A 16,471-nucleotide genomic window follows, 5' to 3' on the forward strand; every position below is an offset into this window, starting at 1 on the left:
CGCTTGGGTTTTTAACACTTAGGTTCTTGGTAAAGTCACACCGCGCTGGCCTTGGTATTTACCACCGCGATCTTTGTAACTGGTCTCACATACGTCATCAGCATCACTTTGGAAAAATAGCATCTGCGCCACGCCTTCACCCGCATAAATACGCGCTGGCAAATTGGTGGTATTACTAAATTCTAAAGTCACATGCCCTTCCCACTCAGGCTCAAGCGGTGTGACGTTGACGATAATTCCGCAACGGGCATACGTTGATTTACCCAAGCAAATCGTTAATACGTCACGTGGAATACGGAAATATTCCATGGTGCGTGCCAATGCAAAAGAGTTGGGCGGAATAATACATTCGTCACCGACGATATCAATAAAACTTTTTTCATCAAAGTTTTTAGGATCAACGACGACTGAATGCACGTTGGTAAAGACTTTAAACTCAGGCGCACAGCGCACATCATAACCATAGCTTGACGTACCGTAGCTGACCAAACGCTCGCCTGCATCATTAAATCGTACTTGACCCGCTTCAAACGGCTCAATCATGCCATGTTCTTCGGCCATTTTACGAATCCAGCGGTCAGATTTGATAGACATTGTTGTTCCTTAGCAAATATTTAATAGCGACGATTATACGGAATTGAACGCTCGATTTATAGAGCAATGGCGACTTTAAAATTAATACGTCCAATAGCCTAATTATCATCAACCTATATTTTACAATCTACCATTTGGCAAAGTGATCTTCTGCTAAGCCCATCACCTTATCAAACTTAATCACCTTATCTTTGATGCGAATCTCCCCACTATAAAAGCCAAGCCACTGCTCGAATATACTGGCAAGCACACCAAAGTTATCCGTCTTCTTATAAACGGTCATCGGTGTAAAGGTTAAGTCAATATCCACGTTGCTCCAGCCTAGATTCTGATGATAGACACGCCAAGTATTTTGCACGGATGTATCCAAATCTTTACGTATGAATAGCACTGGTGGTAGATAATAAATCTGCCCATCCACCCAGCACGCATTTTCGCTAACCCCTGTTTCATTGACGCCCATCGACAAGTTCAATGTAAAATGACGACCATCGGGCAAATAGTGATTAATACAAGTCCAAAACCAATTGGTCTTGTGACGCATATAGCCGAGCGTCCAATCTAGATTGGCAATAGTCGTTTCGGAAAAGTGGATTTTTTTGGCTTGAGCATCAGCGTTAAATTTTGAATTGGCTTTAATAAGCAAATGACCAGATATGGCTGTTAATGGCTCTTTTTGCGTAAACGTCCAGCCGCGCCTGCCAGTTGGTGTGCATATAGCCAGTGGCTGCGCTTGCCGCGCCAGTGTCGCATTGAGTGCAAGATATTGACTGTCCAGCGCTACGTTAATTTGTGAAGGCATAAAATCTAATGTCACGGTTAAATTCGCATGGACAAACACCATTTGCCCTTGATGACAATCACCCTCCAATAACGTATGACGAGTCAACGGCTGCAATGCTTCACAAACCTCCAACTCATCCGTCTCATCGTTGTAAAGATAAACAAAAGCACTGGTTGCCAGCTTAATCGTCGCCAATGCTAGACAGATTTGATAAGGTGGCTGAATAATTTGGATAAAGCAGAATTGATTGGCCTTTAATTCTTTACGCCAATTTGGTAAGGTTTTTTGTGAGATAAGATGGCTGTGATAGTCCAAATAATTGATATTTTTGACGTGAGCAAAGATGCCAAAAGTAGGCTGACCATTTTGAATAAGCTCATTGAGAACAACTGGTTTAATGCGGGTGGATAAGTGTTGTTGGTTTTGGTCGTTGCGACTTTGATTCATGATTAAGGCATCCTAGCCATAGTTCATTGAGAAACTACCTGTCCTTGGTAGCTAACTGCGGTACTTATAACGCTTCTTTTTGCCTGTCTTGACGCTGCCCAAATTGCCTCTCTCACCGCTTTAATCTCTATCGACGTTAATCCATCTACCAGCTCTTCAGTCACATTGGCTACGGCAAAACCATTTATGCCAAATGGATGTTTGGGAAATTTAAGCAGTAGATCAGTCAGCGCCTGTAATGCTTTAAAAAAATCGGCAATCACCATTCGGCGATTACTAAAATCAGCATGGACTTCATAGCGTTTGCTACTCCCATCTTTATAGTAGCAAACGGCAATCAATTGATTGTTTGAGAGTTCAATCACATATATCGGTGGGCGGAATAATTTCAGTAACCTATACTGTTTGGGAATATTGTCTAAATGACGTTGATAAATCGATAAGCTCACAATATTCCCTTTTTAAAAATCCAAGCCCTTCAAGCTTTACTTACTTAGGCTATTTAACTATTACTAGAAGCCATTAAAAACCATTAAAAAATACGCTTATCATCGATAGGCTTGGCAAATTTATTAATATTGGCTTCGATATTTTTAGCAATGCTCATATAGTAAGGTGCAAATTCATCATCGGCTAAGACACTTGGCTCACCTTTATCCACTTGTGCACGAATACCGCTCGCCAATGGCAACTGACCTAATAGCGGCACTTGATATTGCTCAGCGATTTTTTCGCCGCCACCTGTACCAAAGATAGCTTCGGTATGATTACAGTTGCTACATGTATGCAGCGCCATGTTTTCGACAACGCCAAGCACTGGTATATTAGTTTTGTTAAACATCTCAACGCCTTTCTGCGCATCAAGTAAGGCAATATGCTGTGGCGTCGTGACAATCACGGCGCCCGTTACGGGGATGCGCTGAGCTAGCGTGAGCTGAATATCGCCCGTACCCGGTGGCATATCAATCACTAAGTAATCTAACTGCGGCCAGTTGGTTTGGTTATACAGCTGCATCAAGGCACCAGTAGCCTTTGGTCCGCGCCACGCGACAGGCGTATTGTCACCGTCGAGCAAGCTACCAATCGATAGCATTGCCATGCCATGCGCATTGATAGGAACAAACTGCTCATTCTCTAGCTCAGGTCTGACATTATCGACGCCCAGCATGGTTGGCATACTAGGGCCGTAGATATCGGCATCGAGTACGCCAACACGGTTGCCGAGCTTTTGTAATGCCAAGGCGATATTGACAGTAGTGGTTGATTTACCAACACCGCCTTTACCCGACGCTACCACGATAATATGACGAATACGCGGATGCGCTGTCAATGATGCTTGTGTCGGTGCGGCTTTGGTAATCGGCGGTTCGGCATCTGTTGTCTTACTACCAATCGTTTCTGACGACTTGCTTTGGCTGTCCATTGCATTGGTGGTCTTGGGCATTGCCTTCGGTAAGCTTGATCCTGTCCCTTTCGCTGGCGCTGGTAGACGGACATTCATGTGAATCGCTTTGATACCGTGCGGATGTAGCAGCTGACCGAGCTCTTGTTGGATGATTTCAGGGTTACTATTTACGGGTAGACGCAAATCTAAGGTAAGCTGATCACCATCGCGCTCAAGTCCTGTGACCATGGTGGCAATGCTAATGGTACCTACTTCGTAACCAAGCAGTACCTTGTCCACAGCACTATCGCGCTCTGCCCGCTGTTCTGGTGTTTCTGGTTTTTTGGTGGAGGTTTTCTTCATAAAGTTAAACATAGTGACCGTTACTGCCTATACAAGTGGTTAGGTATGGTAAAAACTCAGTGAATACTGTCGTAAATAGCGTAAACAATATAGCTCATGAGCGTGTTAGCCAAACCTTTTATGATGACAGTGTAGCTGAATTGGACGCATAAAAAAACCACAACGCCAGTAGGACTGACGTTGTGGTTTACATAGTTATCTCTATATATTAATTCATAAACCAACCATGACTGGCAACGATAGACTGACCCGTAAATACATTGCTTGGGAATGCTGCTAAAAATAGTGCCAACTGAGCAATGTCTTCGACCGTCGTGAATTCTTTGTCGACAGTATTGACCAACATAATATCATTCACTACGGATTCTTCACTGATGCCTTTTTCAGCCGCTTGTTGCGGGATTTGTTTTTCGACCAAGGGCGTTTTGACAAATCCAGGACAAATCACATGCGCGCGCACATTGTGCTCGGCACCTTCTTTTGCCAATACTCGGCACAGTCCAAGTAGTCCATGCTTAGCAGTCACATAAGGCGCTTTAAACATTGATGCTTCATGCGAATGCACAGAACCCATATAGATGACCGTACCGCCTTTATCGTCTTTATACATATGCTGTACAGCGGCTTTGGTGGTCAAAAATGCCCCGTCTAGATGAATAGCGAGCATTTTTTTCCAGTCGTCAAATGTCATTTTATTGATTGGGTCGATGATTTGAATACCAGCATTGGAGACGAGAATATCAATCCCACCAAAGGTATCGACTAGCTGCTGCACACCCTCGTTTACCGCATCCTCTGAAGTAACATCCATGGCAATTGCCAATGCGCGCCCACCAGCCGCTTCGATAGCATCAACTGTTTTCTGCGCTGCTTCAAGATTAATATCCGCAATACCAACCGCAGCGCCTGCTTTTGCATAAGTTTCAGCGATGTCACGACCGATACCACTTGCAGAGCCAGTGACCAACGCTACCTTCCCTGTCAAATCATGCTGTAATTGAGTCGCCATCTTTTATATCCTTTCATTACATAGCTTTTCTGAATACTATTATTGGGCAATGCTCACTTATTGGGCAATGCTCACTTATTGGGCAATACTCACTGGCGTTTTTTCTTGGAGTTCTTCGAAGCTGACCCCGTCTGCCAGCTCAACTAACTTCAAGCCACTGTCAGTCACATCGAGTACCGCAAGCTCAGTAATGATACGATCAACGACCCCTTTACCCGTTAATGGTAGCTCACAATTGGCAAGGATTTTTGGTTCTCCGTGTTTGTTGACTTGCTCCATCAACACAATGACTCGCTGCACCCCAGCGACTAAATCCATCGCACCGCCCATGCCTTTGACCATTTTTTTGGGAATCATCCAGTTGGCCAAATCCCCTTTTTCTGAGACTTCCATCGCGCCCAATATTGCCAAGTTGACATGACCGCCACGAATCATCGCAAACGACTCTGAACTACCAAAATAACTGGCGCCTGGTTCTGCGGTCACTGTTTGCTTGCCAGCGTTAATCAAATCAGCATCGACATTGTCTGCCGTTGGAAACTCGCCAATACCTAGCAGGCCGTTTTCTGACTGTAGCCAGACATCCACATCTTCAGGAATATAGTTGGCAACTAGGGTTGGTAGACCAATACCTAAATTTACGTAATAGCCATCTTCTAATTCTTTTGCGGCACGCTGTGCCATCTGCTCTCTTGTCCATGCCATGGTAACTTCCTTATTTTTATAACCACCCCAAAAAATATGATTAGCGGTGTCAAACTCGCTTAGTCTACTAAATGTAGCACTTTCACTTGTTTTCCTTGCTACTCCAATTTTCGGAAATGGTATTACAATATTTTATTATTAATGTCATCTTTTAGAAATATTTTGATAACGCTATCAATTAAGCGCCTTCGGCTGCCTTGATTGTCGTCTTTTCGATACGCTTTTCAGGGCTGTTATTTAATACAATACGCTGCACAAAGATACCAGGCAGATGCACTTCATCAGGATCGAACGTGCCAGTCTCTACAATCTCTTCTACTTCGACAATGGTAATTTTGCCTGCCATAGCGCAGTCTGGATTGAAGTTACGGGCAGTTTTGTTAAACATTAAGTTGCCCGATTTATCCGCTTTTTGCGCTTTGATTAATGACACATCAGCACGCAATGTATGCTCAAGCACATAAGTGCGGCCATCAAAATCACGTGTTTCTTTACCTTCAGCTACCAGTGTGCCGACACCAGTTGCTGTGTAAAATGCAGGAATACCTGCGCCGCCCGAACGTAGTTTTTCAGCCAACGTTCCTTGCGGGGTCAGCTCAACTTCTAACTCACCTGCCAAATATTGACGCTCAAACTCTTTGTTTTCACCCACATAAGAGGAGATCATTTTTTTGATTTGGCGAGTTTGTAGTAACAAACCAAGACCAAAATTATCGACACCTGCGTTATTGCTGATACAAGTTAGATCCTTCACTCCACTATCACGCAGGGCTTCGATTAGCGCTTCAGGAATGCCACACAGACCAAAGCCGCCGATAGCAAGGGTTTGCCCATCACTAACGATGCCTTTTAGCGCTTCTTCGGCACTGTTATATACTTTTGATTGACTCATACTAAACTCCTTTTTTATTTAATATTTTATATGCAGCGTTACTTATGCAGCGTTACTAGGGCGTGTCCTCACTTTAAAAATGGTGATAAAAATGAGAACACCCCTTAACATTCAAAATTATAAGAACTATTATTTAAAGTAATACATTCTATATCGGTATATCATATATAAAACACTTATGCTAACTTAGCACATTATTCTCATAGCGACTAGAGGATATCCATAAGTCAGAAACCGTAAGGAAGAGCGCAGTCGCTGAGTGTATCGCCTATCAACACTTCATCAGTACAAATATGCATGACATAACAACCATTTACCATGCTGTACTGCTGAATTTTACCATTGACTCCTATTGATATGCTCTAAATACTCGCTACTTTAATTTTGCCAAGGAGGGCCGTCATGTTTAGTACACTTGCTATTGTCATTACTCTATTATTACTCATGTTTTTTGCTTATCGCGGTTATTCTGTGCTGATCTTAGCACCGATTATGGCGACATTAGCCGTCTTACTGTCAGGAGATTTTTTAAGTACGATCCCTGCCTATACTGATGTATTTATGGGTGCATTGAGTGGATTCTTACTCAAGTTCTTCCCTATATTCTTGCTAGGTGCACTGTTCGGGCGTTTGATGGCAGACTCTGGCGCGGCAACCGCCATTGCCAATACGGTCGTCGAAAAGCTCGGTGCCAGCAAAGCTATTCTTGCTGTGATTTTGGTCTGTGCCATTTTGACCTACGGCGGTGTGTCATTATTTGTCGTGGCATTTGCCATTTATCCAATCGCCAAAGACTTGTTTAAAGCCGCTGATATTCCGAAACGCTTAATTCCAGCAGCGATTGCTTTAGGGTCATTTACCTTTACCATGACTGCATTACCGGGCACGCCAGCCATTCAGAACGCTATTCCAATCCCTTATTACAATACCAACGTATTTGCTGCGCCTATTTTGGGTATTATCGGCGGTACGATCATGTTTATTTGCGGTTGGTTGTGGTTACAATCACGTGCCAAAAAAGCCAATGCAGCGGGCGAAGGCTATGGTCAGCATGATGATGAAGATGTGGGCGGCGTTGGTGCGACTGCAAAAGAAGCTGAGGTATTAAGTACTCACCAAACCTCATTTACGGTTGCTATGATTCCGCTGGTATTGGTCATTGGTTTGAACGCCTTATTGACTTACGCAATTTTTCCTTCGATAGACTTCAGTAGTCTACAAGCCCAGTTTCCAGACCTAAATATCGCAGGTTCACTTGGACTGTGGTCGATTATCATCTCATTAGTCTTGGCTTGTGTGGTGCTAATTTTGCTACGTATTGGTCATTGGAACAATCTACAGAAAACCATTAACCGTGGTACTTATGATTCTATGTTGCCGATTTTTAATACCGCATCAGAAGTGGGTTACGGTGCAGTTATCGCCTCATTAGCAGGCTTTCTTATCATTCGTGACAGCATTCTAAACTTAACTCCTGATAACCCGCTCATCTCAGAAGCGGTCGCTATGACCACACTTGCTGGCATTACCGGTTCATCGTCTGGCGGTTTGAGTATTGCGCTATCGACATTGGGTGAAGATTATCTAAGAATGGCGGTCAATGCTGGTATCGACCCTGAACTAATGCACCGTGTGGCCGTTATGGCAGCGGGTGGTTTAGATACGCTGCCACACAGCGGCGCGGTCATTACTTTACTCGCCATTTGTGGTTTGACCCATAAGCAGTCTTACTTAAACTTAGCCATGGTTACGATGGTCATTCCATTAGTGGCTGTGGTCGCTGTTATTACCTTAGGTACCATGTTTGGCTCATTTTAAATTGAGTTAGCCTATAAGTCGTTTCTCAGTATCGACTATTAATACCTACATAAGTAACACCTCAATAAAAAATCCACTTGGCAAAATGCTTGGTGGGTTTTTTATGGCTGCTCTATAACCATTCTACAACTATCAAATACGGCGCAAGCCTATTGTTTATGGCTGACAGATACCTGACAAACGATAAGTAATTACTAAGGAATATCACAAATTTATCTGAATTACGGTATCATAGGCACACTTTTTTAATTTTTATTATTTTTAGTATTAATAACATCTCATCGACGAGCGACTAACTGCTTAAGATGTTCGATAACTAACCCGTTTTTATAAAAATATAGGTGATTTTGTGCGTGAGATTCTAGTAACCAGTGCGCTGCCCTACGCCAATGGCTATATCCATTTGGGGCATCTTGTAGAATATATTCAGACTGACATTTGGGTACGTGCGATGAAAGCGCAAGGCCATCAGGTCACCTATGTCTGCGCGGATGATGCACACGGTACGGCGATCATGCTCAAAGCTCAAGATAATGGCATCACACCAGAAGAGCAGATTGCGACAGTTAAAGCTTCACATGAGGCCGATTTTAGTAAATTTTTGATTGATTTTGATAATTATCATTCAACCCATTCAGAAGAAAACAAGCATTTCTCTGAGCTGATTTATCGTCGTCTTAATAGCGCTGGGCATATCAGTACTAAAGATGTCGAGCAACTTTTTGATCCCGAAAAGCAATTGTTTTTGGCCGATCGCTTTGTCAAAGGCACTTGCCCTGAATGCGGATCAGCTGACCAATACGGTGACAACTGTGAAGTATGTGGCACCACATATAATGCCACCGAACTTAAAGACCCACAGTCTACGCTATCGGGCGCGACACCTGTGCTCAAAACCTCTAAGCATTATTTCTTTAATTTGCCAGAGTTTGAGCAGTTCTTAAAAGATTGGACACGCAGCGATAACCGTTTGCAAACCTCTGTCGCCAACAAGTTACAAGAATGGTTTGAAGCAGGTTTAGCCACTTGGGATATCTCACGTGATGCGCCCTATTTTGGTTTCCAAATTCCAGATACGCCAAGCGATGAGCCAGACAAATATTTTTATGTATGGCTAGATGCGCCAGTTGGCTACATGGCAAGCTTTAAAAACCTGTGTGACAAACGTGCAGGTACTGATAACGCGCTTGATTTTGACCGTTATTGGATGCAGGAAAACGAGCACAAAACTGAGGTTTATCACTTCATTGGTAAAGACATCGTTTACTTCCATGCCCTATTTTGGCCAGCGATGCTAGCTGGTAGCGAATTACGTACGCCGACTGGCGTCTTTGCCCACGGCTTCTTGATGGTCAATGGCGAAAAAATGAGTAAGTCACGCGGCACTTTTATTAAGGCCGAAACTTATGCTGAGCATCTGCATCCTGAATACCTGCGTTATTATTTCGCCAGCAAACTGTCTGACAAAGTTGAAGACATTAACTTAGATTTAGAAGACTTTATGCAAAAGGTCAATTCTGACTTGGTTGGTAAAGTCGTCAATATCGCCAGTCGTAGCGCTGGATTTTTGGTGAAAAAATACGACGGTATGCTGTCAGAAGTTTGCGTAGAATCGGCATTATTAGAAGACATCACCAAAACGGGTGATGAGATTGCTGCTGCCTACGAGAACCGTGAGTTCTCGCGTGCCATGCGCTTGATCATGCAGTGTGCAGACAAGGCTAATGAATACATTGATGACAAAAAGCCATGGTCACTGGCCAAAGTTGAAGGCAAAGAGCAAGAAGTTCAAGATGTCTGCTCGGTCGCGATTAATATCTTCCGTCAATTGATGGTTTATCTTGCGCCTGTCCTACCTGAACTGACTGCCAATGCAAAAGAGTTTTTGAACATTGATAGCTTAGACTTCGCAAGCCGTAACCAATGGTTGCTGGGTCACAAAATCAATAAATTCAAACCACTCATGCAGCGTATCGAAGAAAAAGATGTTGCTGCGATGGTAGAAGATTCTAAAGCATCATTAGCTCAAGCAGACGCTCCTGCCGCAACTGAAAGTAGCAAGCCTGCCGCAAAGGATAAAACACCTGCAACAGATGCGGATGCTGAACAAACTGACTATATTGGTATCGACGATTTCTCTAAAGTTGAGATGAAAGTCGCACACGTTTTAGAGTGTAACCATGTAGAAGGTGCTGATAAGCTATTACAGTTCACGCTAGATGTTGGTGAAGACAAACCACGTAACGTGTTTAGTGGCATCCGTAAGTTTTATGAGCCTGAGCAATTGGTTGATAAAAAGGTTATTTGCGTCACCAACCTTGCCCCGCGCAAGATGAAATTCGGAATCTCAGAAGGCATGGTATTATCGACTGGTGATCCAAAGACAGGATTGACGGTCGTTACCTTGCCTGATGCTTGTATCGTCGGTGATGTGCTGGCTTAACGGTTCGCTCTTCCAAATAATACTATAGAGAATGCTACTTTTCTAATTAAATTAAAAAGTAAACATTCTCTATTAATTAAGAGAAGCTCCATACAATGTCTCAAATTGACATTGACGTTAAAGGATCAAATCTTGCCAAAATTCTACACTGTTGACCGTGCAGGCTCTATGAATGTGAATAGTATATTTGAGCTGAGCACTAACTATCCTGAAAAACAAATGTGGACTGTAGATGGTCTTTACGACGAAAAAGATGTGATTGCTAGAATAGAGCAATTCTACCCTAAAGGCTTATCAACACATGGGATTCAGTATCTAATAACAGGAGGGATTGTAATATTTGAAGAAGGAACAAGAAGTCCTCTACATATTACATATACAGAACCCATGATTGAAGCTATATTTGAACTCGTCCGTAAGAATGAATTTCCTACCTTACCTTCTCGCATGCAATCGATGTTTGCTTGGCTTACTTTAGAGGATGCAAGAAGGTTTAACGAATCTGTAGGTAACGACAAATCGATTTTTGAAGTAAATAGCAACAATGCTTTCATAGCAGATCAAAATTTACTCTTTTTAGGTGCTTCGGTTATAGGTGCTTATGAACTGGCTCGTAAATATTGGTCAGGTGACAGAAGCAATAACTGCAAACTAGAAGCCGTTATACCTTTGCCTGCAGTTATCGGTAACAAAATATAGATATTATCATTATTTCAAAAAAAGATGCCCTAGTGGCATCTTTTTTATGGTTGATTTATAAAATGGTTAAAAATCGAATCTTATATTTATCTGGTTAAAACATCGATGATCTGCAACGTATCATTAATCACCGTCACAATATTGTTTTCTGGGGTGCGAAGACGGACGTAACGGTCATCATAACGGTCTAAAACGACAGAACGATCATAATCTCTTCTATCAATCTTGCCGACTACTCTGTAACCATATTTATCGAGATCACGCTTAAATGAGGCATTCGAGCTAGCATTGCGATAAGCGTTGATATTTGGTTGGGCGTTGCCACTATGCTTGTAATCTTTACTAATATGAGCAGAGTTACCCTTGGCGTTTCCGTGCCCATTACCATTACCATTTCCATGATTGTCTTTTGCCATAGCAGGCAAGCAAATCAATGAAGTAGCCGTGATACCGGCAATGGTTAATAATTTAAAATTAGCAGTGTTCATATTGTTATCCTTAAAATATTCATTCGAAAAAACTTAAGGAGATATTAGAGTGTGCTGTACATTCACCACGCCAGCGTAATAATGGAATGGTAAAAATTTTAGACTCACAATAATTCTCGTATCAAAATTAGCTTACTTTAATTATAAAGCGAGTTCGTAATAGGTGCGTTGCTAGCTTGTAGGCTTTTTAATTGTAATTATATTGAATAAAAAAATATCATTAGTAGCGTCTTTTTTTATAGCAGTCTCTAAAATATCAAAAAAAGTTATGATTTTCGTTCTATCTATCACCATAACAAACACAAATTAATTTTTTATTGCGATAAGTTACATTGCTGTCATAATATAGCCATCATGATCAAGGAATCGATCACCTCAATGTTAGCCTACTATCGCAGAATTGACATCACAGAACTGCTATTACAGAACTGATACTGCTGTCATTCGGCTGACCTGCATTCTCTAACCTATGAGCCAGACTAATAATGACCATTGCTTCTACTCTACGCCTAAGCCTATGCAGCATTGCCATCAGTACGCTCGGCCTAATCGGCTGCTCAAACACTGACGATACGGCAACTACTGATAACACGACAACGACAGATAAACCAGCCAAAACGCTGGCCATCACGCAGATTGTTGAGCATCCATCGCTAGATGATATGCGCCGCGGCATCATTGATGAATTGGCAGATAATGGTTATATCGAAGGCCAGAATCTGACTATTAACTTCCAAAGCGCACAAGGAAACACGGCTACTGCTGGACAAATCGCCAAACAGTTCGCAGGAGACAATCCAGATGCTATCGTGGCTATCTCTACCCCGTCAGCCCAATCGGTCGTAGCATCCACCACAAGCGTGCCAATTGTATATACGGCGGTTTCAGACCCACTTGCAGCCAAGCTCATCAATGCAGATGGCACTCCGTTTCAAGATAACTTGACCGGACTGTCAAGCCAGTTGCCATTAGAGCCACAAATTGACTTATTGCAAAAAATCAAACCCAACGCCAAAACCATCGGTTATGTGTATAGCCCTGGTGAAGCCAACTCGGTAGCACTGCGTGATAGGCTCAAAGAAATCTTGCCAACGCGTGGATTGTCTATACTCGACATACCTGCCAACCGTCCAACTGATATTGGTATGGCAACGCGTAGCTTACAAGGACGCGCGGATATCATCTATACCTCAATGGACAATAACGTAGCGTCTGCTTTTGAAGCCATGACACAAGCGGCAAATGAGTTAAAAATGCCGATTGTGGCCTCTGATGAGTTTAGCGTTCAGCGCGGGGCGACTGCCGCTTTAGGCGTTAATGACTATGACTTTGGACGCAGGACTGGCAAAATGGTTTATAGAATATTAAATGGCGAGGCTGTCAGCACCATTAAGCCTGAGATCATGAATGACTTAACTTTATATGTCAGCCCTAAACATGCCAAAGCACAAGGCGTTAGCCTATCAGCAGAGATGATGAAAAACGCTGTTGATGTGGATACCAAAGCAAAAACCGATAACAAGTAGCCAGTAATAAGAGCATCAACCAGCAGTAAACGCTCAATAAGTACGTTAATTATTTATGTATGGACACATTATTATTTTTAGGAGTAACACCCATGTTGTATCAGAATCGTTTTGCCAAAGCCTTACTATGGGGCGGTGTTTGTACCGCTATTTTGACCGGTTGTAGCCAGTCAGCAGAAGACACCACAGCTAATGATGGCGCCGCCACTGGCGATGCTGCTACCGCTATGAAAACGGTTGCCATTACGGCCATTGTTGAGCATCCAGCCCTTGATGACGTGCGTAAAGGCGTGATTGAAGAGCTTGCTGAAGCAGGCTTTACAGAAGGTGAAAACTTAACTGTTAATTTCCAGAGCGCACAGGGTAACACGGCAACCGCTGGGCAGATTGCCAAGCAATTTGTTGCAGACAACTCAGACGTTATCGTTGCCATTGGTACGCCATCAGCGCAGTCGGTTGCGGCAGCTACCAGCACTATTCCTTTGGTATTCTCTGCGGTGACTGACCCAGTAGAAGCCAAACTGGTATCAAAGCTTGATGGTTCTGGCACCAACGTGACTGGCGGTTCTGATGCGCTCCCTTATGAGCCACAAATTGAATTGATGCGCCAAATTATTCCAAGCTTGAAAAATGTGGGTTACGTTTATAGCCCAGGTGAAGTGAACTCTACTATCATCCTAAAAAATCTAAAAGAAAAACTGACCCCAATGGGCATCACCGTACACGAAGCGCCTGCTCAGCGCAGTACGGATATTGCCATGGCAGCCCGTAGCTTGGCTGGCAAGGTTGATATGATTTACACGTCAACCGATAATAATGTGGTCTCTGCTTACGAGTCGCTGTTCCAAGTCGCCAAAGAAAGCAAAATACCACTGGTTGCCTCAGACACCAGCTCTGTTGCACGTGGTGCTATTGCTGCATTGGGCGTTGACTATTATGCACTTGGCCGCGAAACTGGTAAAATTGTGGTGCGTATTTTGAATGGCGAAAAAGCAGGTGATATCCCTGTTTATACCCCTCAAGCACTTGATTTATATGTCAGTCCAAAAAATGCTAAAGCGGAAGGCATCACATTGCCACAAGCCGTTATTGATAAAGCAAAAGAAGTGGTAGAATAGCGTCCTCTGAATATAAGCATCGAGTCAAACGATGATATTAATGATAGATTGTCGTTTGTGTTTACTGCTATTATTTCAGTGTAAAAATAACCCAGCTACTGGTATATGAGCTGGGTTATTTTTAATGTGATATAAGCATTAAAACCGAATGTCTAACCAAGGTATTTTATGCTCATCCCTTATAGGAAGATGTTTTGGTTTACCCTAACCGCAGATTGCTTAATCTGTTAAATTCACCGCTTAGCCGTTTAGATTACTCTAGATTATAGAAAGCACTATTCATTGCTGCTTGCCTGTTTATCTATGATAATAATCGCTAAACGCTTGATTATGACTTACTGATACCTTATGTCTTTAATTGCTTTTTTTGGTGCACTTGAAAGTGGTCTGATTTACGGCCTCGTCGCACTTGGCGTACTTATCTCATTTCGTACTCTCGACTTTCCCGACTTAACGGCAGACGGTAGTTTTCCATTAGGGGGCGCAGTCGCTGGTATCTCTATCGTTGCTGGTGTCAACCCTTGGCTGGCATGTGCCTTTGGTATGCTGGCCGGCTCGGTCGCTGGTATTGTTACCGCATGGTTGCATGTAAAGCTTGGTATATTGCAGTTATTGGCCAGTATTTTGGTCATGGTGGCACTATATTCAGTCAACCTACGTATTATGGGCGCGCCAAACTTACCGCTACTGGGTGAAACTACCGTATTCAGTACGCTAGTCACCGATGGTAATGGCTACTGGATGCGCTGCTTAATTATTGGCGTGGTCGTTATCGCTGCAAAGTTGTTGCTGGATTGGTTTTATAATACCGAAACTGGACTGTCCATGCGTGCGACTGGCTCTAACTTGCGCATGGCACAAGCACAAGGTATCAATACTTCATGGATGACCATCATCGGTATGGCCGTGTCTAATGGTTTGATTGCCCTTGCAGGGGCGCTATTCGTCCAGACTCAGGGCGGCGCGGATATCTCTATTGGTATTGGTACGATTGTTATTGGTTTAGCAGCCGTCATCATCGGTGAAACGATTATTCCTGCCAAACGCATTTGGTTGATTACCGTTGCCGTGATTATTGGTGCCATCCTTTATAAACTATTTATTCAAGTGGCACTATCAAGCGACACATTGCGTAGTATTGGCTTTGGCCCGCAAGATTTGAACTTGATTACTGCCCTGCTGGTGGTGTTCGCATTGGTGTTACCAAAAGCCAAAACCAAGTTTTTAAGTCGTAAAGTACGGGCTTAATATCAAACTACTAAAGCGGTGATAGGCGATAACCATCCGCCAAGCTTGAAGCAAATATAAGGAATAACGATTATGATGCAAGCCACAGATTTGCGGTTGACCTTCAATCCCGGCACACCCATCGAAAACCCTGCCCTGCGTGGTATTAATTTGAACATCGCTGACGGTGAATTTGTCACCGTTATCGGTACCAATGGCGCGGGGAAATCGACTTTTTTAAATGCAGTAAGTGGTACGACACGTGTGGATAGCGGCTCAATTCTGCTCAATGGCATTGATGTCACCAAAAAAACAGCTCATCAACGTGCTCATTGGGTAGCTCGTGTATTTCAAGACCCGATGGCTGGTACGTGTGAAGCATTAACCATCGAAGAAAACATGGCGTTGGCCTATAAGCGCGGTGGTAAACGCGGTTTGAGTTTTGCATTAAACCCAAATAACCGTGAACTGTTTCGAGAAAAGCTGTCTGTACTCAAGCTTGGATTAGAGAATCGTCTAACAGATCGCATGGGGCTGTTATCTGGTGGCCAACGCCAAGCGGTAAGCTTACTCATGGCCTCACTACAGCCATCCAAGATACTTTTGCTTGATGAGCATACTGCCGCCCTTGACCCTAAGACAGCCGCCTTTGTGTTAGAGCTGACCGATAAAATCGTTACTGATAATAAACTGACCACCATGATGGTCACGCACTCAATGCAGCAAGCCTTGGCACATGGCACTAGAACTGTCATGCTACATCAAGGACAAGTGGTGCTAGATGTGGCAGGAGATAAGCGTCAAGGCATGACGGTGCATGATTTGCTCGATATGTTTGAGCAAACGCGCGGTGAGAAAGTGGAAGATGACAGCTTGATTTTGAGTTAAAAAAATTCAGTTAAATAAATCTAAGCTGAAAAATAGAAAACGCCTGTTCCATAGCAGGCGTTTTTTGTTATCTATAGTTAATGCTT

Annotated in this window: 15 protein-coding genes; 7 read left to right on the top strand and 8 right to left on the bottom strand. The window is 43.2% G+C overall.

The window, feature by feature from the left end; genetic code table 11:
• Positions 1–18: 18 nt before the first annotated feature.
• From dcd to J5X94_RS03045, 7 genes are all read right to left on the bottom strand, one after another.
• Positions 19–594 (bottom strand): dCTP deaminase, encoded by a 576-nt coding sequence (gene dcd, locus J5X94_RS03015; RefSeq protein ID WP_010199897.1) that lies wholly within the window; start codon positions 592–594, stop codon positions 19–21.
• A gap of 127 nt (positions 595–721) precedes the next feature.
• On the bottom strand, positions 722–1,825 hold the full coding sequence (locus J5X94_RS03020) for a DUF2804 domain-containing protein (RefSeq protein WP_210539951.1): 1,104 nt from the start codon (positions 1,823–1,825) through the stop codon (positions 722–724).
• Between the two features lie 23 nt (positions 1,826–1,848).
• Complete coding sequence (locus tag J5X94_RS03025) at positions 1,849–2,274, bottom strand: hypothetical protein (protein ID WP_210539952.1); 426 nt, start codon at positions 2,272–2,274, stop codon at positions 1,849–1,851.
• Positions 2,275–2,357: 83 nt separating this feature from the next.
• Positions 2,358–3,584: an iron-sulfur cluster carrier protein ApbC gene (apbC, locus tag J5X94_RS03030; protein ID WP_210539955.1), complete on the bottom strand. Its 1,227-nt coding sequence runs from the start codon at positions 3,582–3,584 to the stop codon at positions 2,358–2,360.
• Positions 3,585–3,780: 196 nt separating this feature from the next.
• A complete protein-coding gene (locus tag J5X94_RS03035) occupies positions 3,781–4,581 on the bottom strand; it encodes a 3-hydroxybutyrate dehydrogenase (protein ID WP_210539957.1) in 801 nt (266 codons plus the stop codon).
• 75 nt (positions 4,582–4,656) lie between these two features.
• On the bottom strand, positions 4,657–5,286 hold the full coding sequence (locus J5X94_RS03040; protein ID WP_189581011.1) for a CoA transferase subunit B: 630 nt from the start codon (positions 5,284–5,286) through the stop codon (positions 4,657–4,659).
• Between the two features lie 178 nt (positions 5,287–5,464).
• A complete protein-coding gene (locus J5X94_RS03045; RefSeq protein WP_210539959.1) occupies positions 5,465–6,178 on the bottom strand; it encodes a CoA transferase subunit A in 714 nt (237 codons plus the stop codon).
• A 402-nt stretch (positions 6,179–6,580) separates the two neighbouring features.
• On the opposite strand from J5X94_RS03045, the gene J5X94_RS03050 reads away from it, so the two are divergent.
• The 3 genes from J5X94_RS03050 (at position 6,581) to J5X94_RS03060 (ending at position 11,138) form a co-directional block, all read left to right on the top strand.
• Complete coding sequence (locus J5X94_RS03050) at positions 6,581–7,996, top strand: GntP family permease (protein WP_189581005.1); 1,416 nt, start codon at positions 6,581–6,583, stop codon at positions 7,994–7,996.
• Between the two features lie 349 nt (positions 7,997–8,345).
• Complete coding sequence (gene metG, locus J5X94_RS03055; RefSeq protein ID WP_210539960.1) at positions 8,346–10,439, top strand: methionine--tRNA ligase; 2,094 nt, start codon at positions 8,346–8,348, stop codon at positions 10,437–10,439.
• A gap of 132 nt (positions 10,440–10,571) precedes the next feature.
• On the top strand, positions 10,572–11,138 hold the full coding sequence (locus tag J5X94_RS03060) for a DUF2441 domain-containing protein (protein WP_210539962.1): 567 nt from the start codon (positions 10,572–10,574) through the stop codon (positions 11,136–11,138).
• 86 nt (positions 11,139–11,224) lie between these two features.
• Here the strand turns inward: J5X94_RS03060 and J5X94_RS03065 are convergent, their stop codons facing one another.
• A complete protein-coding gene (locus J5X94_RS03065; protein WP_210539964.1) occupies positions 11,225–11,626 on the bottom strand; it encodes a hypothetical protein in 402 nt (133 codons plus the stop codon).
• A gap of 485 nt (positions 11,627–12,111) precedes the next feature.
• Here J5X94_RS03065 and J5X94_RS03070 point away from each other — a divergent pair, with 485 nt between their 5' ends.
• From J5X94_RS03070 to J5X94_RS03085, 4 genes are all read left to right on the top strand, one after another.
• Positions 12,112–13,152 (top strand): ABC transporter substrate-binding protein, encoded by a 1,041-nt coding sequence (locus J5X94_RS03070; protein WP_210539965.1) that lies wholly within the window; start codon positions 12,112–12,114, stop codon positions 13,150–13,152.
• 92 nt (positions 13,153–13,244) lie between these two features.
• Positions 13,245–14,270: an ABC transporter substrate-binding protein gene (locus J5X94_RS03075; protein ID WP_194618937.1), complete on the top strand. Its 1,026-nt coding sequence runs from the start codon at positions 13,245–13,247 to the stop codon at positions 14,268–14,270.
• Between the two features lie 348 nt (positions 14,271–14,618).
• A complete protein-coding gene (locus tag J5X94_RS03080; RefSeq protein ID WP_194618938.1) occupies positions 14,619–15,518 on the top strand; it encodes an ABC transporter permease in 900 nt (299 codons plus the stop codon).
• Between the two features lie 72 nt (positions 15,519–15,590).
• Positions 15,591–16,385 (top strand): ABC transporter ATP-binding protein, encoded by a 795-nt coding sequence (locus tag J5X94_RS03085; RefSeq protein ID WP_010199934.1) that lies wholly within the window; start codon positions 15,591–15,593, stop codon positions 16,383–16,385.
• Positions 16,386–16,471 lie beyond the last annotated feature (86 nt).

The organism is Psychrobacter sp. K31L, from assembly GCF_017942195.1.
GTDB lineage: Bacteria > Pseudomonadota > Gammaproteobacteria > Pseudomonadales > Moraxellaceae > Psychrobacter > Psychrobacter glaciei.